Source organism: Chryseobacterium sp. 'Rf worker isolate 10' (assembly GCF_050753305.1).
Taxonomy (GTDB): Bacteria; Bacteroidota; Bacteroidia; order Flavobacteriales; family Weeksellaceae; genus Chryseobacterium.
Map to the genome: position 1 here is coordinate 2,183,688 of NZ_JBOZOF010000001.1, position 24,465 is coordinate 2,208,152.

The following is a 24,465-nucleotide window of genomic DNA, read 5'->3' on the forward strand; positions in this document are numbered from 1 at the left end:
CAGTAGTTACGCTTATATCTTTTGTTTAATCAATCCGTAGTACAAATATACGGATTTATAATCCAATTACTTATGAACGAGGAAAATCCATATATACGTGTGGGAACATCATACTATAAGATCATTCGAAAACCAACAATATCAGGTGATACAATTTCTCTGATGTCAAAATGGAATAGAGAAACAATAATTACTGATCATGGTAAAGATTTTATCAGTAATATTCCTAAACTAGATGATTTTATTTGTATTCCCGACAATCTAAATTATGAGAGGATAATTGGTAATTTTTACAATACTTATAATGAACTTCCATTTAAACCAGTTGAAGAAAAAGTTGATATTGATTCTCCGAAAATTGAAAAATCAATTTTATTTCTCAATCATATTTTTGGAAATCAATTTCTCCTGGGAATAGATTATCTAAAAATCCTTTTAGAACTCCCTACTCAATATCTACCAATACTTTGCTTAGTAAGTAAAGAGAGAGCGACCGGAAAAACGACAATGATAAAGTGGCTTAAAGCTATTTTCGGACTTAATATGACCTATATTAAAGGTGATTCCTTTAGTTCTCAATTCAATGCAGATTGGACAGCTAAACTTATTGTAGCTATTGATGAAGTATTTTTTGACAGAAAAGAAATCACAGAGCGTTTAAAATATCTTTCCACAACGGATAAAGATAAAATTGAAAGAAAGGGACACGACAGAGAAGAAATTGACTTTTTCGCAAAGTTTATACTTTGTTCAAATAACGAGGACAATTTTATCCAGATAGATGAAAACGAAATTCGATTTTGGATTATCAAAGTAAAACCTATCAAAGAAGAAAATACTGAGTTCTTATTTCAGTTGGTCACTGAAATTCCCTATTTCCTCTCTTTTCTGTTAACGCATCCATTTACAACAGAAAAAAAATCAAGAATGTGGTTTTCTCCTAATGAAATTAAAACCGATGCACTACGAAAACTGGTTTGGAGAAACAACAATAAACTTGAGAGACAAATGATAGAACTTTTCAATGAGATTTTTGAAAATTTTGATGAAAACGAAATACAGTTTACTCCAACGGATATAGTATCAATGTTAAAAACTATGTTTAAAGCATACTGGTCGGTGTCTGATGTTAGAAAACTATTGAAGAACAACTGGAAAATAGAACCGAAAAATAATTCTTTAGCCTATGTAAAATATGATATTGAATATAATGGAAGCTTTTATCAGCTAAATAAGATTGGAAGATATTTTACAGTAAACAGAAATTTCATTACAGAAATTTATGATGAAATGATGAGATAGATGTATAAACATCTAATTAATAACAAATTGTAATTCATCAAAAGCTCATCAAAATAAAAATTAACACTTTTTGATGAGATAACGATGAGACAATTAAACAATTGTTTGATGAATTGATGAGTATTTGATGAAATAATAAATACCTGAAAACAAGTCATTTACTTTCATTTTTCATCAATTCATCAAATTTCCAATTAATATAAACCCGAATTTTATGAATTGCCAAACTCTAAATAATAATATAAGACTGGAAGAAGTTCTGGCTTCGCTTGGACACCTACCTGTAAAATGTAATGAAAAAGAAGCTTGGTTTCTTAATCCTTTTGGACTAGAAACAGAAGCATCTTTTAAGATAGATAGACATAAGAACGTATGGTATCTATTTTCTGAAGGCAAAGGAGGAAAAACAGCAGACTTTATTGTGAAATACTTCAACTGTTCTGTTTCCGAGGCTTTATCATGGGCAGAAGAAAAAAACTTTAATTTTTCTTTTCAAAAGCAAAACGATTTATCAAAAGCTAATATTAATATTACTGAAGTCAAACCACTTTCTAATTATTATCTCAAAAAATATCTTAAAAGTAGAGGGATTAGTAGTAAATTTTATCATCTACTTAATGAGGTGAAATTTACAGTCAGTAATAGGAAGTTATATGCAATAGGTTTTAGAAACCTTTCCGGAGGTTATGAATTACGCAATAGTTTTTATAAAGGATGTACCTCAAAAGATATTTCTTTTATTCAAAAATCAGATGCTTCAATTTCGGTTTTTGAAGGATTTATTGACGCTCTTTCATACCTTGAATTTACTGCTTTAAATGCTGAAAGTTTATTGATTTTAAACTCGGTTTCTATGCTTGAAAAAGCAAAAACACAGTTGCAAAATTTTAGTTCAATAAAGCTTTTTCTAGATAATGATAAGGCAGGACAAAGGTCCAAAAACGAAATTTTATCTTGTTTTTCTAGAGCTGAAGATTGCTCAAAACTATATGAAGGCTACAAAGATTTTAATGACTTTTTTATTGACAAGCAAAAAACACTTTAGTTATTACGGTGCATAGGTCGAGAAGTGCCTTTGTCCTGACAAAACCAAATTCCGCTACGCTACATTTCGTTTTTCAGTCCTAAAGGCTTCTCGTTTTGCTCCCGTTGGTCGCAAAAATTTTACAATGAAAAGGAATAAGAAAATTGAAATCAGAGTTTCAGAAAATGAAAAGAAAATGATTTCTGATAAGGCTGAAAAAACAGGTCTTAAAACTTCTGAATATGTAAGAAAAGCGTCGTTAGATAAGAGTTTAAATTTCCGCTTTTCAAAAGAAGAAATTGAAGCTTGGAAAAATTTGACTTTTATCAGTACAGCGCTCCGAAACCTAACTAATATTTTAAATAAGGAAAATAGAGAGGAACTAATTTCTGAGTTAAAAAATATTAATGAACAAATTAAAGTTGAAATTCAAAAATTCCTAAGATGACAGCAAGTGCAAAATCCATAAGAGGAAGCCGGCAGGGTGTCGATTATTTAATTGCCGAGCATAAAGGATATGAATTAGATAGAAATCTCATTTATGGGGAAACATCCACAGAGATTATGAATAGTTTCAGAATCCAGCAATCTGAAAACTACACATGTGATAAAAAATTCTTTACGGCATACATTAGCCCAGATCCTAAAGACGGACAGAATTTAACAGATAAAGAGCTAAAGGAAATCAGCCATGATTTTATGAAAGGAATTGGTGTAAACCCTGAAAAGCAAGCTTACTTAGCAATTGTACATACGGAAAAGAATCACAAACATGTTCATTTATTGATCAATCGTATAGACGAAAAAAACAAGGCAATTAAAGACAATTTCATTGTTCTTAAAGCTCAAAATACTGTTCACAAAATAGCAAAAGAAAGAGGGTTAATCTCTGCGAAAGATATAATGCATAAAAATCAGGAAAATAAAATTATGCAGTCCAAAGAGATAAAGAAACAAATCTTTGAATCTCATAGCCAAGTAATGAAGATCAAACCCCAAACTTTTTCCAAGTATATGGAATACATGAAAGCTTTAGGACATGAAATAAAGCCAACCATTAATAAGAAAGGAGAAATACAAGGTTTCACTGTAAATGATCGGAAATCAGGACAGGAATTTAAGATATCTGAAATTAAAAGAGAAATGTCTGCTAATAATCTGGCTAAAGAATTAAAGTATGATTTGGATTATAAGTTTAATTCTGTTTTGGATAATAGTCGGAAAAAACAATTAGAAACTTCAAAAAATAAAGAGAAATCACAAAGTTTAGGAATAAGTAAAAATTAGAATTATGAATCAATTAGGTTGTTTACCTCAGATATTAAAAGCTTTAGCAGTTGTTACTTGTATGGCTTTTATAGCAGTAAATTTTATGTTTATTACTGCACCAGTCACTAAATATTTTTTACCAGAAAAATATTCACACTCACTTTTAGGGTTATTTGTTAAAGCTCCAATTTGGTTAAATATATGCTTTTCACTTTTAGGATTGTCGTTCTGGCATATTGTATATAAGTTAGGGAAGTTTAAGAGCATTCCCACCGGTCTGGTATATGTTGGAATTTTCACAGTTCTTTCTATTTTTGTAACAGGGCTTATTGGAGAAAAAACAAAATCATCTTTAGGAAATTTGGGAGTAATTCTGATTTTTACTCCAATTTTAATATCCGCTTTTTATCTTATCCGGGATCTAAGCAAGCCCAAGCTAAAATATTCTCCAATACAAAAATTCGCAAAAGAGGTTGATGATGAAAGTCTAAACTTTAAAACAAAATCCGGAATCATAAAACTAGCTAATCCATTTAGAGGAATTTACATACAAGGTGGCGCAGGTTCTGGAAAGAGTGCAAGCATTTTTGAGCCAATTATCAAACAAATTTCACAGCAAGAATATACTGGTATTCTCTATGATTTTAAAAGTCCTGAATTAACAAATAAAGTTAGGTCAAGTTATTACAACAGCAATGTTTGTCTTAAAAATGTAGACTTTAAAAATCCTCAACAAAGCGATAGGATCAATCCGATTGCACCCCATTATTTAACTAAAAGTGTTATTGCTATCGAATATTCACAAGCATTGGTCAATAACCTTATCCCTGAAAGTATTAAGAAAGCTGATTTTTGGTCAAATAATACTAAAATGATTATTGCAGGAGTAATATGGTGGTTAAAAGAGGAACATCCTGAATATTGTACTTTACCTCATGTAATTAGTTTACTATTACACACTGATATCAAATTACTATTATTAAAAATTTCCCAAAATTATGAAGCCGGAGGAATGGTTTCTTCCTTGCGACAATCATTAGAAAATGAAGCACAGAATCAAGTTGCAGGTATATTGTCTACCATTCAGACAGCGGTTGCTCAGCTAAATACAAAAGATGTATTCTGGATTTTGTCAAAAAACGATGTTGATTTGAATTTAAACAATCCCAAGAATCCAACATTTTTATGTTTAGGGAATGATAGTACACTTCCGCAGGTTTATGCGCCTGTAATCTCTCTAATTATAAGTGTTGGTATGCGACAAATGAACAAGCCACAACAGCAGAAAAGCGTTGTCTTGTTAGATGAAGCTCCAACGATTTACATCCCTAACATAGAACAAATTCCTGCCACAGCTCGAAGCAATAAAATTGCGACAATATTTGGAGTACAGGACTTTAGTCAACTAGTTGACAATTATGGGCAAGATAAAGCGCAAATAATTATTTCCAATTTAGGAAATCAATTCTTTGGTAGGGTTACAAATGGAAAAACGGCAGAAATGGTTAAAACCCTATTTTCTAAAGAAGATAGAACCTTTATTAATAAAAATACAGGAACAGGTACAAGCGGAACTGTAATACATATTCAAAGTAATGATAGCAAAAGTAAAAGTGAAAATATTCAAGAACGAGATCGTGTAAAAGTTAGTGACTTAATTAATCTTAACCCAGGAGAGTTTTATGGTATTATAGCAGAAGGCGAACCAAAGGAGTTCTTAAAAACTCAATTTTTAGAAGACTTTGCATCTGACAGGCTCACTTCTAAAGAATTTGTTAGTGATAAAGAAATGAGTGAAAATTATTTTAGAATTATTGAAGAAAGCAAAAACTTAATTTAAACATAATACAATGAATAATAGACATATCAATTATACTATAAAGCAAATTTTCGAATTACCGGACAAAATAATTTTGGTAAAAAGGGAAACCCAGCAATATGATAATGATTTTAAACCTAAGATTGGAGACTACTATACTTTTAATCTGAATGGCAGACATATCACCACCACAGTAGAACGAATTGAAAACAACATCATTTTTATAAAGAAAACCAAATAACAAAATATCAAATTATGGAAAACAAAGATTTTTATGTAATTGAACTTAAACAGAAGATTAAAGTAGGAATTACACAGGATTTTAAAAGCAGATTTAATAATATTAAAACAGGTTCAGGTATAAAAGATAATGAAATCATCAATGTATACCATTATCCTGATTTAAGCTCTTTAGAATCACGTATTAAACGATTATTCTCGAAACAAAATATTGCAGGTGAATGGTTTTATAAAAAAGAAATTGTTTTGGATTTTGTTGAGAGTTTAAAAGAGGGACATGTTCCTAGCATTGATTTGCTCAAAAAAATAAAAAATAATAGCGTAAAATATTCTAATGTTTTTAAGACTGGAGACTTTCCTTATGAAAACTATGCGATCTTAAAAGAAAATGCAATCAATCTTTTAGAGCAAATAAAATCAGAACGAAGAGGAATTGGCTATCCGGATAGTATTGACTTGGCAAAATTCATAAGAACGAAGAGGGCAAATTATCGAAATATGGTATACTATACTGATGATGACTTTAAATACTTTGAACGAAAACCTAATTTCAGTATCGAAAATATAAAAAATAATCAGATTATTGAATGCTTGAGGATTATCAGAAATACAACAGCCAATAATAAAGTCAAAGATCTGCTTCAAGATTATATAGATTCAATTTTTGCTGAAAGAGATCTTTATATTGCAAAAATCACAGAACTTATAAGATCTTTTTTCTTTGATAGTCATAATTCTACTAATGAATTATTTATAGAAACTGATATTTCTTATTCCAATATTGAAATGGAGCTTGACAAAGAACTTAATGTTTATTCTTTATCTAGATATTTTGAAAATCTTAACAAGGATGAATTATTGTTTTTAAAAAATGCAAAAAACCACAATTTGCGGGTTTCTATTTTTGGGAATATCGATTTTGATTATAAGGAGAGATTTTGTTTCTGCTTTTTTGAAGTTGAAAATTATTTAAGAATATTAAATTTCTTGTCAATAACAAGACTGGAAGAAAATGGAGTAAGGTTATTTTTCAATGACACAGATAAATATTCTAAAAGTTACATTTTCCAATATAAATTTCATTTGTTGAACTTTAGTGAAAAGGAGTTTCTCAGTTCACTCGAAGTAAAAGATGTATCTTTTTGTTATATTGAGTTTGAGAAAGATAAGCAAACATTTTATTGCCTGTTTGATGATATTGAAGTTGTTTGCAAAGAGCTAAAGATTAACTTAGATAAAAATACAAAGGTTAAAGTAGAAGTTGAGCCGTTAAAGGCTATAAATGAAGAGGAAATGCCTGGTGATTTTGAAAATGATTTTGATAAAAAAGAATGGACATGGGAATAGATTTAAACTAAAAAATATACTAATGAAAGCACATAAATCATATTGGAGATACCAAGTAATTAACCGAGGAACAGAAGATGAACCGAGTTTTGGTATTCACGAAATTTATTTTAATATTAAAAAAAATGGAGATAATGTATGGACCGAAAACCCTGAAAACTTGGGTGAATATGACAACTTGGAAGAGCTAATTGGTAGTTTAGAAATGATGTTAAAGGATGCTAAGAAATATTCCCCTCTTTTAGAATCTGAAATGGAAAAGAAATTAAAGTAAATTTGCATACAAAACAAAGATATTTATGCTATCCAATCAGTTCAATCATATTGTCTATTTGATTCGAGAATCTCGAAATAATGCTCTAAAATCTGTAAACCAAGAGCTAATCAATCTCTATTGGAGTATTGGGGAGTATATCAGTAATAAAGTGGAAAGCTCGGAATGGGGTAAATCGGTTGTAGAAGAGCTTGCAATACATATTCGAGAAACAGAGCCAGAGATTAAAGGTTTTTCTGATAAAAACCTTTGGCGGATGAAACAGTTTTATGAAACATACAGAGAGTTTCCAAAACTCTCAACACTGTTGAGAGAAATTAGTTGGTCTAATAATTTAGCTATTTTTTCAAGGGGAAAAACGATTGAAGAAAAGGAATTTTATATAAAACTTTGTATTGAAGAAAGATATAGTTTCAGAGAATTGGATCGCCAAATTTCATCATCTCTTTTTGAAAGAACGATGATTGGAAATGAGAAACTCTCACCAGTAGTGAGAGAAATGTATCCGGACATAACGAATACTTTTAAAGATAGCTATATTTTGGACTTTCTTAATCTACCTGCCACTCATAGCGAAAGCGATTTACAAAAAGGCTTAGTGAACCAGTTAAAAAACTTCATATTGGAATTAGGTAAGGATTTTCTTTTCATAGGTGAAGAGTACAAGCTTCAAGTCGGAAATAGTGATTTTTATGTTGATTTATTATTCTATCACAGAGGATTACAATGTTTAGTTGCTTTTGAATTAAAAGCTGATAAATTTAAGCCTGAGCATTTGGGACAACTTAATTTCTATCTTGAAGCCTTAGATAGAGATGTGAAAAAAACTAATGAAAACCCAAGTCTAGGTATATTATTATGTAAGGATAAAGATAATGAAGTTGTAGAATATGCATTGAGTAGAGCATTATCTCCAACAATGGTTGCTGAATACCAAACACAGTTGCCAGATAAAAAATTACTTCAGAAAAAGCTTCATGATTTGTTTGAGAAATAATAAGAAATTTAATTTCTAAAAACTAACTTATTTGAAACCAAAATTTTTCAGTCGTCACTTCCTCAGACTGCTCGTTTTTTCAAAACGTTTGTCATTCGTTGCTCCTTTGTTCAAAATTTTGATTATGAAAAAAAAGCCCGGTATTGATATATACCGGGCTTATATTAATATATCATTAAAATAGCATTAGTACCACTATTGGAAATTTCAATTGGCTTTTTAGAATTAGGATTTCTTCCACTAAGACCAAAACCCTCTATTCCATTTTCTGAATATACTTTTATTTTAGTGGGATAAACTTTACCATCAATTTTTACAGTGCTTACATCAACATAAAGCCGTCCATCCTGTTCTCTTGCAATTCCAGATATGATTTGTCCTTTCTTAGTAGATACACCAGCAATTGAAGTTGGCTCGGAAAGAATAAATGTTAAGGAGCTTCCATTCTGGATTTTTCCACTGGTTAACATACGTGCCTTTATTTGTTTGTCAGGCAAATTATTTAAAGATATTTCAGCTTCGTTTCCTGCTTTGATAGATGTTTGGGCAGATACTGAAAATGCTATAATTAAGCATATAACTGTGATTATTCTTTTCATATTTAAAGTGATTTTTTGTAAAAGTATTATTTTTTTGAATTAAAGAGAAGCATAAATTAAGTCTATAGATAATTTAGATGATGTGTTTCTAAAGATTATTCTATAGAGTTTCTTTTTTTCACTTTTCGTATATTTAATGTTTATAAATATTGATCAAGTAAGTAATATGCGTAGAATTGTTTTCTTTTCAAAAGAGGATTTAGCATCATATCATATGATGGGTAAAATTGATGAATTCTTTAAAAATAAGCTGAATGAAAAGCCGATTGAATCCATTGATGATATTTTAGAACGACATCATATTATTGAATATATTGAAAATGGTTTTACTTATCAAGATTGGACAGGAAAGGAAGTAGATTTATATAAAGGTATTATAAAAGAATTTAAAAAAGATATAAGTCAATATTTTAAAAATTTAAATACAAACGACATTTTAAACTTTTATGATGATATCCATTTTAATTATTTCGAAACTTTCTGGTTATTAATCAATAAGCATGGAACTTTTGAACAAATAACGAGTTCTGAACTAGATTCGATTTTTAAAAAGAAAAGATTTAGAATTTCAGATATTCTTTACTGCAAAAGAGTTGTTAACCATTTTGATAAAGAAATTGGTGAATATCTTGTGTGTAATCCGCTTAATGCTGAAATACTTCTAAGTTATTTTGAAGCGACACATGATCGTCCACAACAAGAAAAATTTTTCCCTAGATCATTAACTTTAGAAGATCGTGAAAAATTAATTGATAGATATTTGGAATCAGATAATACAAATCTAAATTATATCCGTTTAATTGTTAAAAATAAGGATTCTGAAAATTTAAGATTCACAGATAAAACAAGACTTAAAGCAAAAAGATTGGCTGATAAAATTAATGATGAATTACTAAATAGTGAGCATGCTTTAATTTTAAAAAAGGGGGTTGCACTGTCTGAAGATCAAGATGAGATAAAAAAAATAGAATATAAAGATGGAGAACAAATTTATTCGTATAGTAAAAAAAGACTAAGTGAAGATATTAATAATGTAACCCTTCTAAAAAATTTTAGAACTGTATTTGAATATTTAGATTTTCAAGGGTGTATTAATTTTGTTCCAAGAACATCAGAAATTGATAGCTTTGAGTATTCTTTCATAAGATCTAAAAATGAATTTTTTATTTCATCTGCGTTTAGTGAAAAGTCGCTGGATGGGCACATGTGTTTCGAAATTTATAAGTTTTTTCTTGATTCAATGGATATTAATTTAGAGGATGTTATAGAAAGCTTTGTGAATGAGTATTTAAATAAAACATACAATATTAATTATTTTAAACTACACTTACCTAGTAAAGAAAGCACTTACTTAGGAAAAATTAGATTAATAGTACCAGAATTTGAATCTTTGCTTGAACAATACAAATTATACGTAGAGGATGACATCGTTGATTATGAGCTTTTGCAAGTAAGTACAAAAACTTCAAAGTCCAGTAGTATTCCTTCTCTTTTACAGAAAAAATATGTTTATCCTTTTGGTGATGAATATTTGAAATTAAAACATACTTTTTTCAGCAATATGAGCTACTTGATTGATTACGAAAAATATGGAGATAAATATAGTAGCTTTTGCCATTTATTGATGAATGAAAAAATTTCATTGAATGACTTTGATGATTTCAGAAAGAACAATATCCAACAATTAATTGATGAAAATTATCTAAAAGTAAATGAAAATGGAATATTGGAATTCGTAAACCAAAACCTAATATTAATTGTTTATTATTTAAAAGATTATGATGTTATCAGTTATTGGCGTTTCCCAAAATCTCTTCGTGAAGAAATTGATGTTATGAGTGAACAAAAAATGGTTAAATTTTCTGATAAATTACTGACTGTAGCCGAACAAGAATATTTTGACTACTACCTTAATAATAGGTTCTCCAATGGCTTATGGCTCCGAAATAAATATGTTCATGCAACCAATAGCCACAATGAAGAAGAACAGGAAAATGATTATAAAACTTTGCTTAAGCTATTGGTTTTACTTATATTAAAAATAGAAGATGATTTAAGTATATCAAAAAGTCTAATAAAGTCAAACATACAATAAACTTCAATGATTAAATTTATAATCATCCGTACATCTTTTGTACATCTCCATACATGTAAAATACTATGAATAAAGTATTTTATACTTTCTGTATCGGAAAGTAGGACATATAAAATACAGAACGAAAAAAAAAAAAAAAAACGTTCATTCTAAAAATTCAGATATATCCTTAGCTCAAATCAGATTTGTATGTACTAAGGATAATCTTTTTTAATATAAGAACTAATTTAATATAAAAACTAACTATCCTTTCAACGCTTCTTTTACATATTGCTTCCTTTGGCGGGATATTGGAATTTTCTGATCTGTATGGGCTAGAATCAAATATCCTGAATCTTCATTAAGAATACTTACTACATGCCTTTTATTGACAAGGTGTGACTGGTGGCAGCGTATAAACCCGAAAGGCTTGAGCATCTCTTCATACTCATATATTGGTTTGGAAATTACGTGTACCGTACCATCTGTTAAGAAAAAAGTAGTATAATTATTGGATGACTCACACCGCAAAATATCCTGAACCAGGACAAATAATGTTTCTTTTTGGGAGGGCAGCGCTATTTTTTTATGATCAAGAGGCAATTTATTCTCCAATAATTCCATAAGATTAGCAAGCCTTGTCTGATGTGTTTTGTTCGTAAGAGAAAGCTCAATTTTTTCTACTGCAGTTTTTAATTCATCAATATTAATAGGCTTCAGTAAATAATCCAATGCAGAGAATTTAATCGCCTGTATTCCATAGGAATCATAGGCTGTCACAAAAACAACATCAAATTGAGGATTTTTAAAATATTTTAAAAGTTCAAATCCATTCTTCTGAGGCATTTCTATATCAAGAAATATCACATCAGGATTTACCTTCTCAATAACAGCACAGGCTTCATCTACAGAACCCGCGATCCCGACAATTTTTATTGAAGGACAATATTTGGTTAACAAGGATTGCAAGTTACTGATGTTGATGGGTTCATCATCCACGATTACCGCATTAATCATTATTGATCCAGTTTTTAAAAGTTAAAATTACCTGAGTACTTTGGTTGATATTTAAAGATAAAAAAATCTGTTGGTCTGTATACATCTTATTAATGGTTTCTATTCTTTCACGGGTAAGAGCCAGTCCATAACCTGTAACAGAAGTTTTGTCTTTCCATGTTCCGTTATCTTCTATCAGTATAATCATATCCTCCTCCTCTTTCGTACATGCAATCCGGAGTTCTCCTTTTTGTTTGAGCGTTGATACACCATGTTTAATAGCATTTTCGATCAAAGGCTGCAACAATAATGTTGGTATTTCGATGTCCGTTGCAGGTAAATCTGCAGGCACTGTTATTTCCCATTTAAAATCAAAGCGAAGGGATTCAATATTTAAATAGATCCGCATCATTTCCAGCTCCTGATCAAGACTATTAAAAACGTTTTTACTTTTAGATAAAGACTTTCTTAAAAGGATACTAAACTCTTCGAGATATTTATTGGCTTCATCTATCCGTTCTGTATTGACTAATCCCTGAATAGTACTCAAAGCATTGAAAGTAAAGTGTGGATTCAGCATTGATTGCAAACGTATAGCAGCCTCTTCCAATTTTTTTTGTTTAGCTTCCGATTTTTTAATTTTTTTCCTGAATTGCCGGGTAACAATATAGAATATAAGCCCTGACGATATAAGAAGCACCAAAATATAAATAATCACCGACTGATACCATTGTGGTCTGATCTTAATGTATTCCACTCCAGTACTTTGCATTTGGACTGTATAGGTGTATCTCAACTCATATTCTGTATTTGAATCCAGAATAAATGTCTCTTTTGTATGCAGAACTCCGGAATAAATATTTTTTTTGGTCTTTAAATTAATTAACCGGTATTGAATTTCCAGGGTATCATTTTTAGATTTCCGCAACAATTCTATTTTTTTTGTACCGGATGGTAGAATAACATTGGGATATTGGTCTGTCGAAACTTCTTCTGCAGAGCCATTTTCTGAATCCTTCGTATTTTTCGGAATTATTTCAATTTCCGGAATAGATTTAATCCTTTGTATCTTGTATCGTTGAAGAAGTCTGTTTGTATTCTGATCAAATAATTCTAAAGTACATCCTTGCCCAACATCTAAAAAAATCTCCTGATGGGCCTGCCTAAGATTGGACTCTTTATGAATACCAGTAAAATAAAACGTTACATTAATATCAGATTTCTTAAAAAGATCTGTAGTGTTTATCTTAACAAAACCACCTACTGTTGTTATATTACTATCCCATTTATTCTTGCCAACGATCTTTTTCACCCCTACCCCTTCTATAATAAGATATTCCTGCGTTTCTCCTTTTAAATCTTTTGCTGATGTGGTTACAATTAAAAACATCAGAATAACAAACAAGGTATTGCGAATTATTAATCTCATTTTCAAACATTTGCTTTTGCTAAGATAATTAATTGACTTGTAAAACTATTGACCTTTTACAATATCGATCATAGCCTGCAGATCATTGCTAAGCTCGCTTTCACTTCTAAACCCTACTGAGCTAAATTTTATCGCTCCATTTTTATCAATTACCACTTTTGCAGGGATTCCTTCTATTTTATAATTGTATTGGGTTACAAAACTTTTGGGATTATTCTTATCAGGAATATCTAGCAATACTTTAAATGTAAACTGATGTTTTTTCATAAATTTCTTTATCCTCTGTACAGTATTAGACTCCTCTTCTCTTGTTGCTATGTATAAAAAAACCACATCAGGATTTTTTTCACTTATTTTAATCATAGTGGGTAAAGATTTAATGCACGGTACACACCAGGTAGCCCAAAAATCCAGCACTACAACCTTACCACGCAGACTTTTTAAAGACACTGTATTTCCGTCCAAAGTTTTTAAATTAAAATTAAAAGCCTGCTGACCAGTGCTTATTTTCTTGGACACCTCCTGCACATATCTGCTGTTGACATTTTTTTGAATTGAATCCATGACTAGATCTGAATTTTTCCCTGTCGATTTAGTATAAAGTGTTTTAAACTGATCAACCATCACATTTGTAGCTCTGCCAAGTTCAGCCTCTCTCCGTAACAGTTTATAAGCTTTTTCATTATGATGTTCAGCAATCAATAAAGAACTGTATAGCTGCGTTGTCTCCGGCCTCATATTTTCCAGATCTTCATTTTGTAATGCTTTTTCCAGATAGTATAATGCTGTATCTGTTTTCCCCTGAGCATACAACACCTTAGCAAAGGTTTCATTATAGGGATATGCAGCCATTTTCATGAACCTTTCCCATTCTTTGGGATCAAAATAAGAAGGTTTGGCTTTTGGATCATCTTTATAGGATTCATACACCCGAATTGTGTTTTCTGCCAGTTTAACAGCATAATTTATATTTCTCTTGGATTCATATAATTCTTCTGCTGCCTCATTCATATAAGATGTCTTATTAAATTTATTTTTTATTTTACCGATATAGCGTTCAAAATTTTTGAAATCATCTTTTTTTAAATAAGCAATTGCCACAGATCCATTAAATACATCAAAACCTTCTTCATGCTTTAAGGTATCCAGCTTATATTCCTTAATAAGTTTTGCCATACCCATAATAATTTTATCCGGATCATTTTCCCGAATAACCTTATTATAATCATTATCAAAACTCTTTTTTTTCTGTGCTTTCATACCTATCGAAAAGGCTGTTAAAAAACAAAATAACAATATTTTAAGTCCCATATTATATAGATTTAATAATTATACAAGGCAAAACTAGACATACAATTCAATGAATAGTTATGGGAATGTGGAAAGGGATATGTCGGATGTGAATTTGGATTCAAAAAAGTAAAAAGCATTCGATATGCTAAATCAAAAAATAAATGTCTCAATATTGAGACATTTCTCGTAAATTTGAGTCAATTAAAAATTAATGGATACTCAACAAAAAATTATTGATACAGCCATAATTGTTTTAAATGAGAATTTTTCGGCAACATTTGAAGAAATTGCTGTACGCTGTAACCTCAACCGCAGGACATTGCACCGCTACTTTAAAAACAGAAACGACTTATTAGAAGCTTGCAATAAAAATATGATGAAAGCCTGGGAAGAAGCAGCCATTAAAGCCTGCAACAGCTCCAGCAACCCTATAGAACAGCTGGAAAATTTATTATATGCCGGAATTGACAGCGGAACCCGGTATGCCTTTTTAATTAAGCTTAACGAAATTGAACCCACTTATACAACAGAAACAGGTGAAAACTATCTAAAAGCTAGAACCGATTTATTCAGCGCGATACAGAAACTGCAAAAAAAGAAGTTAATAGACAGTGAATTACCATTACCCTGGATAAGAATTCTTTTCACAAACAGCATCACAGCAACCATCACAGCATACAGATCCGGAGATATTGCTCCCAATGAAATAAAGAAACTAGCCTGGAATTCTTTCAGCAGAAGTATAGGTTTACAACTAAATAAACAAAAATGATACATTCTTTTTTAATGATAGGCCAATCCAATATGGCCGGACGTGGGTACATAAAAGATGTTCCGTTAATTTTTGATGAACATATTAAAATGCAGAGAAACGGATTATGGCAGATCATGTCTGAACCGATTAATTTTGACCGCCCCAGTTCAGGTGTGGGTCTCGCCTCATCATTTGCTGCTTCCTGGAGACTGGATAATGAGCAAGATGAGATTGGATTGATCCCCTGTGCTGATGGAGGAACCAGTCTGGATGATTGGGCTGTAGGCGGTGCACTCTTTGAAAATGCTGTATCACAAGCCAGACTTGCCCAGCGAACAAGTAAAATTAAAGGAATCTTATGGCATCAGGGCGAAAATGACTGTTCACCGGAAAAGGCAGAGCAATATCAGGAAAAATTTTCTGTCATTATTGATGCTTTGCGCCATGAACTCAACATTCCTGAGGTACCTCTTATCATTGGAGGTTTGGGAGACTTTTTACCCACTGGAATATTTGGTCAGTATTTTGTCCATTATTCATTGGTCAATCGTGAGTTGGAGCTTTTTGCCAAATCTCATAAAAACTGTTTTTTCGTTACCGCAAAAGGACTTACTGCCAATCCTGACGGTATTCACTTTAATGCCCACTCACAAAGATTACTGGGAATCAGGTACTATTATGCTTACCGAGGTCTTCAGCACGTTTGGGAACCTTTGAAGGATGAAGAAAGTATACTGGATTCAATCTATAAGCGTCCTTATACCAAGACAGAAAAAATAAAGCTGCTGGAAAATGAGTTTGCGCTAGGGAATATTGAAAGTAAGGATTACTTAAACAAACTAACCGCATTAAGCCAGGAATAATAAAAATACTTTATGATCAGCCATAAAAAATCCAAGATCTTTCTGATATTGGGTTTTTTTCTTCTCAAAAGATACAATAGATAATTAACAAATCAACAACAGCCTGCATTCTCCATCATTTTCCACAGGTGCTCTGTGTACACAAGGCAAAGCCTGCTGATCGGGATGATCTACTGCCAGACGCCAAAGATTTCCTACTCCCAAATTAACAGGTTCTGCATTGGGTTTAGGCTGATAATGTAAATCGAAGAAATATTCTTTCAGAAAGGCTTCAAATTCTTCCTCCGGACCGTCGTGTAACTTTCTTAGTTTTTCACGGATTTCCGGAATCAAGATTTTCTGTTCAACCTGATCATTCGCTATGATGTCGCTTGCCGCTCCATGATAGGTACATAAAAAAGTATCTGTTCCAATGGGTGATCGGTCTACATGATATGAATATACATCTGTTGAAATAAAATCCAGTTCTTCATCACGATCATAATATGTAAGCAAATTAAGAGATGGGGATGCTCCAAAATCTGACAATAACTGCATATCATTTAAGATGGTCTCCCGCGCAATACTCCCCTCTTCTGATAGCTGCAGTGCCAAAAGATCTTCAGGAAAAATTTCTGCAAAATTATCTTCCGGCTGAAGTTTTGAGACAATTTCTTTAAAATCTCCAATAAGATTTCTGTGCCAGCAAATTGCATTCATAGCTTCATGAAAGTGAGTGCTTATAAGTTCAGAAAAAGAAGAAACCACTTCAATTTGGCTGTTGTCAGAAAATGTATTGCTCATATGTCGGAATAAAGAGTTTAACTGTTTAATTCTCTGCAAAAATACGGAATAGCTGATCAAAAAACTCTATTATAAAGAGATCCGGATATAAAACTCCATAAAAAAACAGCGCCCTCATTCTGAGAACACTGCTTATATATAAGGTTATTAATTTTCAGTTTTGTTGTTTACTTCTTCAGTATTTTCTCTGTTACTGTGGAAGATTTTGTTTTAAGTTTAATGTAATACACTCCCGTCTGAAGAGAGGATAATACTACCTGTTCCTGTGTCATATTCAAAGCTCCCTGTTTTACAAGCTGCCCCGTAGCCCCAAAGATTTCATAAGAAACCAAAGGTTCTTTACTTCTGATTGTAAGCACATCCTGAACCGGGTTCGGATATAATTGTATTCCTGCCTGAACAGCTGTTTCTTCTACCGACATCTGACTGCATGCTGATTTAGCATATTTTGTAATAAAAGATTGAGATTTTCCCCCCGTTACATTTACCGTCATCGTATTGACATTATCATTGGAATCTGTAAACAGCTGGTCATGAAAAAGACCGCCTAATACATAATTTCCGTCTTTATCTACAGCAATGGCTGTAAATTCATCCTGAACCTGAAAGTTACTATGAATCTCTCCGGTACCAATTACCGCTCCTGTATCTTTATTAAAGCGCACCAGCAAAGGATCTGATAAATCTGAATTGGGACGCGTCATTGAAAAACTTCCCCAAACCTCATTCCAGCTTCCTTTAGCATATGCCAGTTCATTTCCGTTCAATGCAATTTTTCCTTTCATGAAACGGTAAGCGGAAAAACTCGTAAGCCCATCCGGAACTTTTGCCCATTGTACTACTCCATCAGCATTAAGCTTCATCACAAAAGGAGTCTGCCCCTGATAGTTTTGTACAGGAAAAGAATAGTTTCCGAAAGTTGTAGGAACCGTTCCTGAAAAATAACGTCCTGAAATATAAATATCTGAAGAGCCTGAACCTTTGATAACAGAATGAATTTCATCATCCATAAATCCTGGTAAGCTATTATCAAATTCTTTTCTCCATAACTCTGCTCCGGTACTTCCATTAAATGCAAGCACATAAGCATCTTTTGTAAACGGAATATTATTGTACGAAAAATCTTCAAGATTACTGGTGTAGTTTCCAACCATTCTTTTTCCGGCCAGATAGTATCTATTTAAACTTTCATCATACAGCAGGTTTACTTTACCATCTGTTCCTCCCGCGCTTATTCCACCGGTAATAGGAAGTAATAAAGGAGTTGCTGGTGTCATATTTCCATTATCATAGTTGAATTTAACCAGATAATATTGAAATGATGTAGTAAATGTTGATGGAACTGTAATTAAACCATTTAAATGAGTTCCTGCTCTGAACCCCATAACAGCATGAATATTTTTAGATGAATCCATATACATCATCTGCACATCACAACGTCTGCTAAGATAGCTGACATCTCCCTGCAAAGCCTTACTCCAGTCTAATGTTCCGTCAGAAGTTTTGTATTTAAGCAGATAACCCGCTTTATGCGCAGGTTCTACCGTCTGATCATAATATGTATACAAAGGCATGGTGTGAGCAGCATCAAAATGCATAGGAACAGCAGTAGGATCTCCGCTGTATGAATTGTTATAAAGAGTAGCCATTACATATAATCCGCCATTATTATCTACTTCAATATGCCAGGCATTTTCACCATCTTCTGATCCTCCGATAACGGTAGACCACAATGTATTACCCTGACAGTCTGTAGCAAACAAAACAAGATCACGAAGCCCATAATTGGGTACAGCTACCCCATTCAGATTCTGACCTCCATTCCATACACTTGCGAGATAGTAGGTGTTATTGTTATTATCTACAACAATATCGCGTATAGATTCATCAAATTGGTAATTAAACCCCGGATCGGCAGAACCAGATTGTCCACCGGCCTGTTTTGCCCATTGCCACTGGTAAGTCTGGCTAAAAGATAATACCGGCAGCATAAGTAGCAATCCCCACAGTTTGTTTTTTAATTGTATCATATAAATTCATTTAATTATCACATACTATAAAAAAACAGTGCTCTCCGAAGAGAACACTGATTTATAAGTCACTAATTTTTAATTAGTTTTCCTTGTAATGATGTGTCTCCCGTTTGTACAATAACGATGTAAACACCTTGCAGCCAGCCGGAAACTTCCACGTCTACCTCTCCGGAAGCCGCTTTCACTTCTTTACGGAATTTGACATTGCCCATGGCATCAAAAACTGTAATCTGTTTTGCTAGTAATTTTTCATCGCCCGTATTATACGAGATTTTCACTTTTTCCTTCGCAGGATTCGGTATCATTTTCAGAGAAGAAACAGCAGTAGCAGTAACGCTTCTTGATGCACTTCTCATACCCATCCAGTCCGGATCTACCGCTTTGGTACTAAACTTACATGTTTCATTATAGAATAAAACCTCGTCAGTACCCTGGAAGTTTGGATTTGGATAGAATGCCAATGGATTTGCATTCATATCATACATTCCTCCAGCCGGAATGGTAATAATAGATGGAATATAAACTCCGTATCCATTAACACTTGTAACATTAAGACTTATCGGCTGACCTCCTGTGTTGTAAATAGCACCATAAACGGCGTAGTGATCTCCAACCCACTTCATTCCTTTAATTTCTCCTTTAATCTTACAATCTGTTTCGTATCCGCATTCTTTTCCTGGATAGTAATTCATGGTTCCGGATGTATACTGGCATCCTAAATGATTAACCTGTAATTGGTATGTACCCGGAGCTCCGATATACAATGGGAAAATGAAATTATTGTTTCCACTCTGAATACTGTTTCCGAACAACATCCAGTCATGGTGATCAAATACTCCTTTTGGTCCTATGATATAATTCTTCTCTCTAAGACATTCGTCATAGCATCCTGTAGGGAATACCCACATCAAGCTTTCAAGACTTAGTGGTACTTCTACAGAATTAGATACTTTACATCCGCTTGGCGCTGTATAAGTAACCTGGAATACACCACCTTCATTTACAGTGATTGACTGTCCTGACATTCCATTGCTCCAGTTATAATCTCCTGTAGATGGTCCTGATGCAGTTAGCTGAATTCTATAAGGCTGACAGCTCACAAGGCTGTAAGCTACTGTAACCGGTGATGGCGGATTGCTTACTGTAAGGGTAAAGTTTTTAGAACTTACACATCCTGATGTTCCCGGAGTTCTTACTTCAAGAGTATAAACATAAGTACCTGCAGTTAATGATCCCGTATTTAAAGTAATCGGATAAGGACCAGACATCCATGCAGGTGATGCTGGAGAACCATTTTTCTTCCATTGATATTCCAATGTATTATCGGTTACAAGACCACTTAGTATTGTAGAAGATCCTGCACAGATATTGGCTTTACCTGAAATATTTACATATGGAGCATTTTTAACAGTCACCGTTGCCGCTTTAGTACTCATGATGCTTGTTTTACAACCATCTGGTGATACCAATACCGGCCAGTAAGTTCCTGACTGAGTCGGCGTGAATGTCAATGAATTTGGTGCTCCCGGTACTGGTTGAGAACCATTCATCCAGATATACTGACTGGCAGTTCCTACCGAACCATTAAACACAAGTGTAGGAACAGATCCTGCACAAGCAACCACATTAATAGGTGAAATATTACCATCAATGAAGGCTTCTTTCACGCTAATATTAGCAACTGGTGAAGTATATACACATCCGTTAGGGGTAGTGATTTTTAGCTGTACTGTCTTTGCTCCACTTGTATTATAAGTAACTGTTGCACCTGATCCTGAAGCCACATATGCTGTGCCATCAAAAAGCCAGGTGTATGTATTAGCCGAGTTGTATCCCACCGCAGTGAATGTAATAGGCTCACGTACACAGATCCATGCCGGAACCAGGAAGTTGGTATTCGGAACTGGAGCTAATGTAACAGTTTGCGTAGTTGTACACGATGGCTTTCCTGGCGCAGACATTGTCATGGTGAAGGTATAAGTACCTGGCGCAAGGTTGTTGTAAGTAGCCGTCTGTCCTGTTTGGGTTGGCTGACCCGGACTAGTGAATGTATAGGTAATAGATGACTGATTGATCTCAAAAATAGTAGAACTATTGAAAAGAGTCACATTATATCCGCCTCCGCTACACACTGTGCTTACACTGAATTTAGGCTCGTAATTCTTTCTTACTTCTACCGCTTTGCTATACCAGCATGCACCATATCTTAAACGTACAAAAACAATATGTGCTCCTGCAAGAGTAGTCTGATAGGTTGCTGTAGGCTGTCCCTGAGGGGAAGTTAAAGTAAGTACACTGTCTGATGACCACTCGATCTGATCAGGAGTTCCGCTATACGTTAACCCTGAAGTAGAAATTGTGTTACAACCTGACCATGTAGCTGTAAAGTTGATCTGAGGATTTGCAGTACAAGTTCCGCTGCTTGGGCATAGCTGGCTCACATTAATGTTCTGTGAAGAAACCACACAACCATTAATATCTACAGCCTGTACTCTATAGGTTCCAAAAGCGCCTGCTCCTCCAATAGTATAAGAATTGGTAGTAGCACCAGATATTGGTGTATTATTCTTGAACCACTGCCAAGAAACAATATTGGTAAGTCCTGTAGAACTGTTTGCCGTAAGCGTATACGGTGTCATTGTTGTAGGATCACATACCAAAATATTATATACCGGAGAAACCGTAATAATAGTTTCAGGATATATAGTAAAGTTAGCACTTGCAGTAGGCTTATAGTTACATCCGTTAGTTCCTGTATAAGTTACTGTCACCGTTTGAGAAATGTTACTTCCTGAACCGTTCTGGATATATCCGTTATTCGGGAAGCTATAATTTCCTGCCGGATTATAAGCTGTAGTATATGTCGTTCCGTTAGCAAAAGTGAAAGTTACACTCGTTGCTGAAGTGATAATTCCCTGATTTACAGTGAATGTAAGATTGGAACCTAAACAAAGCCCTCCAACATTCGTGAAGCTCACCACAGGAAGCGGCAATAAAGATACCGGAACACTGATAATTTTTGTTACTCCACACTTTACAACTCTTAAGTTCAGCGTAGTGCTGCTTGTTGAAGAAATTTCGTTGAAGTTTACAATGATATTATTAGTACCCTGTCCTCCTACAACACTTCCGAAGTTGGCACTTCCGAATGTCCATTCCATAAAGTCCGGAACAATCCCGTTCAGATTGGCAGTGAAAGTCTGAGTGCTGCTCGGACAGAAAGGTCCACCCGGATTAGGATTGACCGTAATTGTATTAAGATCCAATGCGGCTACACTGAACGAAATTGGAGCTGAAAGACATCCTGCATTACTCATAGATTTATTCTGTGCAGACACTGAATATGACGAAGCACCAGCATTAAATATAACCGTTACTGAAGATCCTGCGTTACTCCCCTGGATTGTTCCGTTGGTAACACTCCAAACTGGCACCATCCCTGCATCTACAGAGCTGATGGTATACACATAAGGTTTTCCAGGACATACTTTAGTCTCTCCTGAAATAGTTCCTGTAGGTGGCTGTGGAATTGGTAATACCTTAATAATTCTTGGATTACTTTCACAACCTCCTCCTTGTTTCACAGCAACAATAGTATAAGTACCTGCTGTTGTAAAAGGGTAAGTAAATGGTCCGGATACCACTCCCGATGTGACAGTAGAACCTCCAGTGGTTACTTTCCAGATAACAGGTACATTAGGTGTTGCTGTAAATGTCTGGCTTGTTCCTGCACAGATTTCATCTGCACCACCGCTTATGGTTACCGGCTGCTCTACCTCGATATCAATAGAAGCATGTCCTTCACATGATAATAAAGTATTGAAATAAGTAGCTTCAAGGTGGTAAGTTCCTGGCTGAGTCGCTGAGAACACAATTTCGTTTCTCTGCTGGGTATTTACCAACTGACCTGCTCCAGGTCCTGATACATTCCAGTTAACTTTGGTTGTAGGCCACTGAGGAATAGAATAGGTATACTGCTTACCAGCACATACTTTCTCCTGACCTTTAACTTTTGCATTCTTTAAAATCACAGGGATTTTAACTGTAGTCCATTCAGGACAAGCACATTCAGACATGTACATTACATACCCGAAACCGTCCAATGGATCTACCTGATCCCATATTACTTCAATTTCATTTCCGTTATTGCTTACAATATTTCCGCCAATAACTTTCCATTGACCTTTGTTACATCCATCCTGTGCATTGTATTTCTCAGTACTTCCTTCGCATACTACAGAAGCACAGTTGATCTGTACAGGGTAAGATTTCACTACCTTAATCTCTTTTTTAAATTTACTCTGGCATCCGCACTTATTGGTTACAGTAAGCTGAATGGTATAAGTACCAGGATTAGTGTAGACGTGAGACGGCTCAAAAGCAGTGGAAGTGGAAGTAGTTCCATCTCCGAACTGCCAGTAATAATTGACAATATCTGACCCTCCGTTTTGTTCAGAAAGGTTATCAAAATACACCGTTGTATTGTTACATACGGTATAATCCAGATTCAGCAATTCAAATTTAGCAATAGGTCTGTTGATTTTTTCAATACAGATGGTCTGTGTTTCCACAGTTCCGTCGTTGTATGTGATCACAGCCTGTAAAGAACCGTTACCGGCGGCACCCCACGTAACATACGCTAAGGTATTTCCGGCTCCGGAAATTGTGGCAGTTCCTCCTGAAACTGACCATTGTACATTAGAAACGTTGGATCCCTGAACCAGATATTTGACAGGGTCTAATGATTTCTCGCAGACCCGGAGGCACTGCGCAGAATTGATGTAGGAACTGGCGATTCCGTTGTCAGGAACCTGACCTTCTTTTTCGCCTCGGAATTCCTGGCATCCGACCTCTTCGGTCCATGTAATTCGAGCTTGCGCTTGTAGTACCCAGGGCACCAAAAGCCAACATAGCAGGAGCCATCTGAAGACGTGCTGCCTACCAAAATAGGTGTTGTTTTTCATAGTTATTAAAAAAGTGTTATTAATTTTTTGTCAAATTAACAAAAAAAATAATACAAAAATCATTTAATAGTGAAAAAATAACACAATTTCACAACTGAAGTCCAACGATATAGACAAATTCCTGCTTATATCTTATTTCACTCACATATTAGTTATGTGAAAAAATTAACTTTTTCTAAAAAATCCGAGTATTAAACCTATTTTAAATAAATAAAATACCACATTTTATGCATTATTAAAAACCAAAATAATCAACAAAAATTAAAATTGTGAATTTTATTAATTAAAAATAGATAATAAATTAAAATTAATCATACTTAAAAATCATTTAAAAAAAGAAAAAAAATTTAAATGAAATTCTGTTCTTTTTTAAAATATTTTTTCATTTGTCAAAACCTTTTTTTT

19 protein-coding genes are annotated in these 24,465 nt (G+C 33.6%); 12 read left to right on the forward strand and 7 right to left on the reverse strand.

Going from position 1 to position 24,465, the window contains the following annotated elements:
- Positions 1–72: 72 nt before the first annotated feature.
- The 9 genes from LKL37_RS09900 (at position 73) to LKL37_RS09940 (ending at position 8,272) form a co-directional block, all read left to right on the forward strand.
- Positions 73–1,302, forward strand: a complete 1,230-nt coding sequence (locus LKL37_RS09900) for a primase-helicase family protein (protein WP_173426498.1) — start codon at positions 73–75, stop codon at positions 1,300–1,302.
- A 214-nt stretch (positions 1,303–1,516) separates the two neighbouring features.
- Positions 1,517–2,347, forward strand: a complete 831-nt coding sequence (locus LKL37_RS09905) for a toprim domain-containing protein (RefSeq protein WP_431610392.1) — start codon at positions 1,517–1,519, stop codon at positions 2,345–2,347.
- Positions 2,348–2,471: 124 nt separating this feature from the next.
- The gene (locus tag LKL37_RS09910; RefSeq protein ID WP_168237402.1) at positions 2,472–2,774 is read left to right on the forward strand and encodes a plasmid mobilization protein; all 303 of its coding nucleotides are present in this window, start codon (positions 2,472–2,474) and stop codon (positions 2,772–2,774) included.
- Positions 2,771–3,613: a relaxase/mobilization nuclease domain-containing protein gene (locus LKL37_RS09915; RefSeq protein WP_431610393.1), complete on the forward strand. Its 843-nt coding sequence runs from the start codon at positions 2,771–2,773 to the stop codon at positions 3,611–3,613. The genes LKL37_RS09910 and LKL37_RS09915 overlap by 4 nt, the downstream gene beginning before the upstream one ends.
- A 4-nt stretch (positions 3,614–3,617) precedes the next feature.
- Positions 3,618–5,435, forward strand: coding sequence for a type IV secretion system DNA-binding domain-containing protein (locus tag LKL37_RS09920; protein WP_431610394.1), 1,818 nt, complete (start codon positions 3,618–3,620; stop codon positions 5,433–5,435).
- A gap of 10 nt (positions 5,436–5,445) precedes the next feature.
- Complete coding sequence (locus LKL37_RS09925; protein ID WP_431610395.1) at positions 5,446–5,655, forward strand: hypothetical protein; 210 nt, start codon at positions 5,446–5,448, stop codon at positions 5,653–5,655.
- A gap of 14 nt (positions 5,656–5,669) precedes the next feature.
- Positions 5,670–7,001 carry a GIY-YIG nuclease family protein gene (locus tag LKL37_RS09930; protein WP_431610396.1) on the forward strand — a complete coding sequence of 444 codons (1,332 nt, stop codon included), beginning with the start codon at positions 5,670–5,672 and terminating at the stop codon, positions 6,999–7,001.
- A 22-nt stretch (positions 7,002–7,023) separates the two neighbouring features.
- Positions 7,024–7,275, forward strand: coding sequence for a hypothetical protein (locus LKL37_RS09935; protein WP_431610397.1), 252 nt, complete (start codon positions 7,024–7,026; stop codon positions 7,273–7,275).
- A gap of 25 nt (positions 7,276–7,300) precedes the next feature.
- Positions 7,301–8,272: a PDDEXK nuclease domain-containing protein gene (locus LKL37_RS09940; RefSeq protein ID WP_431610398.1), complete on the forward strand. Its 972-nt coding sequence runs from the start codon at positions 7,301–7,303 to the stop codon at positions 8,270–8,272.
- A 164-nt stretch (positions 8,273–8,436) separates the two neighbouring features.
- On the opposite strand, the gene traM is transcribed toward LKL37_RS09940, so the two are convergent.
- Positions 8,437–8,871, reverse strand: coding sequence for a conjugative transposon protein TraM (gene traM, locus LKL37_RS09945; protein ID WP_431610400.1), 435 nt, complete (start codon positions 8,869–8,871; stop codon positions 8,437–8,439).
- Between the two features lie 166 nt (positions 8,872–9,037).
- On the opposite strand from traM, the gene LKL37_RS09950 reads away from it, so the two are divergent.
- Complete coding sequence (locus LKL37_RS09950; protein WP_431610401.1) at positions 9,038–10,966, forward strand: hypothetical protein; 1,929 nt, start codon at positions 9,038–9,040, stop codon at positions 10,964–10,966.
- A gap of 243 nt (positions 10,967–11,209) precedes the next feature.
- On the opposite strand, the gene LKL37_RS09955 is transcribed toward LKL37_RS09950, so the two are convergent.
- The 3 genes from LKL37_RS09955 to LKL37_RS09965 are packed head-to-tail and all read right to left on the reverse strand — an operon-like array spanning position 11,210 to position 14,630.
- Entirely contained in the window at positions 11,210–11,962 is a 753-nt protein-coding gene (locus LKL37_RS09955; protein WP_431610402.1) for a LytR/AlgR family response regulator transcription factor, read from the reverse strand.
- The gene (locus LKL37_RS09960) at positions 11,955–13,370 is read right to left on the reverse strand and encodes a sensor histidine kinase (protein ID WP_431610403.1); all 1,416 of its coding nucleotides are present in this window, start codon (positions 13,368–13,370) and stop codon (positions 11,955–11,957) included. The genes LKL37_RS09955 and LKL37_RS09960 overlap by 8 nt, the downstream gene beginning before the upstream one ends.
- Before the next feature lie 45 nt (positions 13,371–13,415).
- A complete protein-coding gene (locus tag LKL37_RS09965; RefSeq protein ID WP_431610404.1) occupies positions 13,416–14,630 on the reverse strand; it encodes a redoxin family protein in 1,215 nt (404 codons plus the stop codon).
- Between the two features lie 244 nt (positions 14,631–14,874).
- Here LKL37_RS09965 and LKL37_RS09970 point away from each other — a divergent pair, with 244 nt between their 5' ends.
- Both LKL37_RS09970 and LKL37_RS09975 read left to right on the forward strand, forming a co-directional pair.
- Complete coding sequence (locus tag LKL37_RS09970) at positions 14,875–15,435, forward strand: TetR/AcrR family transcriptional regulator (protein ID WP_431610405.1); 561 nt, start codon at positions 14,875–14,877, stop codon at positions 15,433–15,435.
- Positions 15,432–16,280 (forward strand): sialate O-acetylesterase, encoded by an 849-nt coding sequence (locus tag LKL37_RS09975; RefSeq protein WP_431610406.1) that lies wholly within the window; start codon positions 15,432–15,434, stop codon positions 16,278–16,280. The genes LKL37_RS09970 and LKL37_RS09975 overlap by 4 nt, the downstream gene beginning before the upstream one ends.
- 84 nt (positions 16,281–16,364) lie before the next feature.
- On the opposite strand, the gene LKL37_RS09980 is transcribed toward LKL37_RS09975, so the two are convergent.
- The 3 genes from LKL37_RS09980 to LKL37_RS09990 form a co-directional block, all read right to left on the reverse strand.
- A complete protein-coding gene (locus tag LKL37_RS09980) occupies positions 16,365–17,063 on the reverse strand; it encodes a DUF1826 domain-containing protein (RefSeq protein WP_431610407.1) in 699 nt (232 codons plus the stop codon).
- A 167-nt stretch (positions 17,064–17,230) separates the two neighbouring features.
- The gene (locus tag LKL37_RS09985; protein WP_431610408.1) at positions 17,231–19,093 is read right to left on the reverse strand and encodes a T9SS type A sorting domain-containing protein; all 1,863 of its coding nucleotides are present in this window, start codon (positions 19,091–19,093) and stop codon (positions 17,231–17,233) included.
- A 71-nt stretch (positions 19,094–19,164) separates the two neighbouring features.
- Complete coding sequence (locus LKL37_RS09990; RefSeq protein ID WP_431610409.1) at positions 19,165–24,060, reverse strand: PKD domain-containing protein; 4,896 nt, start codon at positions 24,058–24,060, stop codon at positions 19,165–19,167.
- Positions 24,061–24,465 lie beyond the last annotated feature (405 nt).

What these genes read in the sequence shown, in the direction of transcription:
- LKL37_RS09900 (WP_173426498.1), top strand. Translation starts at nt 73, where the DNA reads ATGAACGAGGAAAATCCATATATACGTGTGGGAACATCATACTATAAG.
- LKL37_RS09905 (WP_431610392.1), top strand. Translation starts at nt 1,517, where the DNA reads ATGAATTGCCAAACTCTAAATAATAATATAAGACTGGAAGAAGTTCTG.
- LKL37_RS09910 (WP_168237402.1), top strand. Translation starts at nt 2,472, where the DNA reads ATGAAAAGGAATAAGAAAATTGAAATCAGAGTTTCAGAAAATGAAAAG.
- LKL37_RS09915 (WP_431610393.1), top strand. Translation starts at nt 2,771, where the DNA reads ATGACAGCAAGTGCAAAATCCATAAGAGGAAGCCGGCAGGGTGTCGAT.
- LKL37_RS09920 (WP_431610394.1), top strand. Translation starts at nt 3,618, where the DNA reads ATGAATCAATTAGGTTGTTTACCTCAGATATTAAAAGCTTTAGCAGTT.
- LKL37_RS09925 (WP_431610395.1), top strand. Translation starts at nt 5,446, where the DNA reads ATGAATAATAGACATATCAATTATACTATAAAGCAAATTTTCGAATTA.
- LKL37_RS09930 (WP_431610396.1), top strand. Translation starts at nt 5,670, where the DNA reads ATGGAAAACAAAGATTTTTATGTAATTGAACTTAAACAGAAGATTAAA.
- LKL37_RS09935 (WP_431610397.1), top strand. Translation starts at nt 7,024, where the DNA reads ATGAAAGCACATAAATCATATTGGAGATACCAAGTAATTAACCGAGGA.
- LKL37_RS09940 (WP_431610398.1), top strand. Translation starts at nt 7,301, where the DNA reads ATGCTATCCAATCAGTTCAATCATATTGTCTATTTGATTCGAGAATCT.
- traM (WP_431610400.1), bottom strand. Translation starts at nt 8,871, where the DNA reads ATGAAAAGAATAATCACAGTTATATGCTTAATTATAGCATTTTCAGTA.
- LKL37_RS09950 (WP_431610401.1), top strand. Translation starts at nt 9,038, where the DNA reads ATGCGTAGAATTGTTTTCTTTTCAAAAGAGGATTTAGCATCATATCAT.
- LKL37_RS09955 (WP_431610402.1), bottom strand. Translation starts at nt 11,962, where the DNA reads ATGATTAATGCGGTAATCGTGGATGATGAACCCATCAACATCAGTAAC.
- LKL37_RS09960 (WP_431610403.1), bottom strand. Translation starts at nt 13,370, where the DNA reads ATGAGATTAATAATTCGCAATACCTTGTTTGTTATTCTGATGTTTTTA.
- LKL37_RS09965 (WP_431610404.1), bottom strand. Translation starts at nt 14,630, where the DNA reads ATGAAAGCACAGAAAAAAAAGAGTTTTGATAATGATTATAATAAGGTT.
- LKL37_RS09970 (WP_431610405.1), top strand. Translation starts at nt 14,875, where the DNA reads ATGGATACTCAACAAAAAATTATTGATACAGCCATAATTGTTTTAAAT.
- LKL37_RS09975 (WP_431610406.1), top strand. Translation starts at nt 15,432, where the DNA reads ATGATACATTCTTTTTTAATGATAGGCCAATCCAATATGGCCGGACGT.
- LKL37_RS09980 (WP_431610407.1), bottom strand. Translation starts at nt 17,063, where the DNA reads ATGAGCAATACATTTTCTGACAACAGCCAAATTGAAGTGGTTTCTTCT.
- LKL37_RS09985 (WP_431610408.1), bottom strand. Translation starts at nt 19,093, where the DNA reads ATGATACAATTAAAAAACAAACTGTGGGGATTGCTACTTATGCTGCCG.
- LKL37_RS09990 (WP_431610409.1), bottom strand. Translation starts at nt 24,060, where the DNA reads ATGAAAAACAACACCTATTTTGGTAGGCAGCACGTCTTCAGATGGCTC.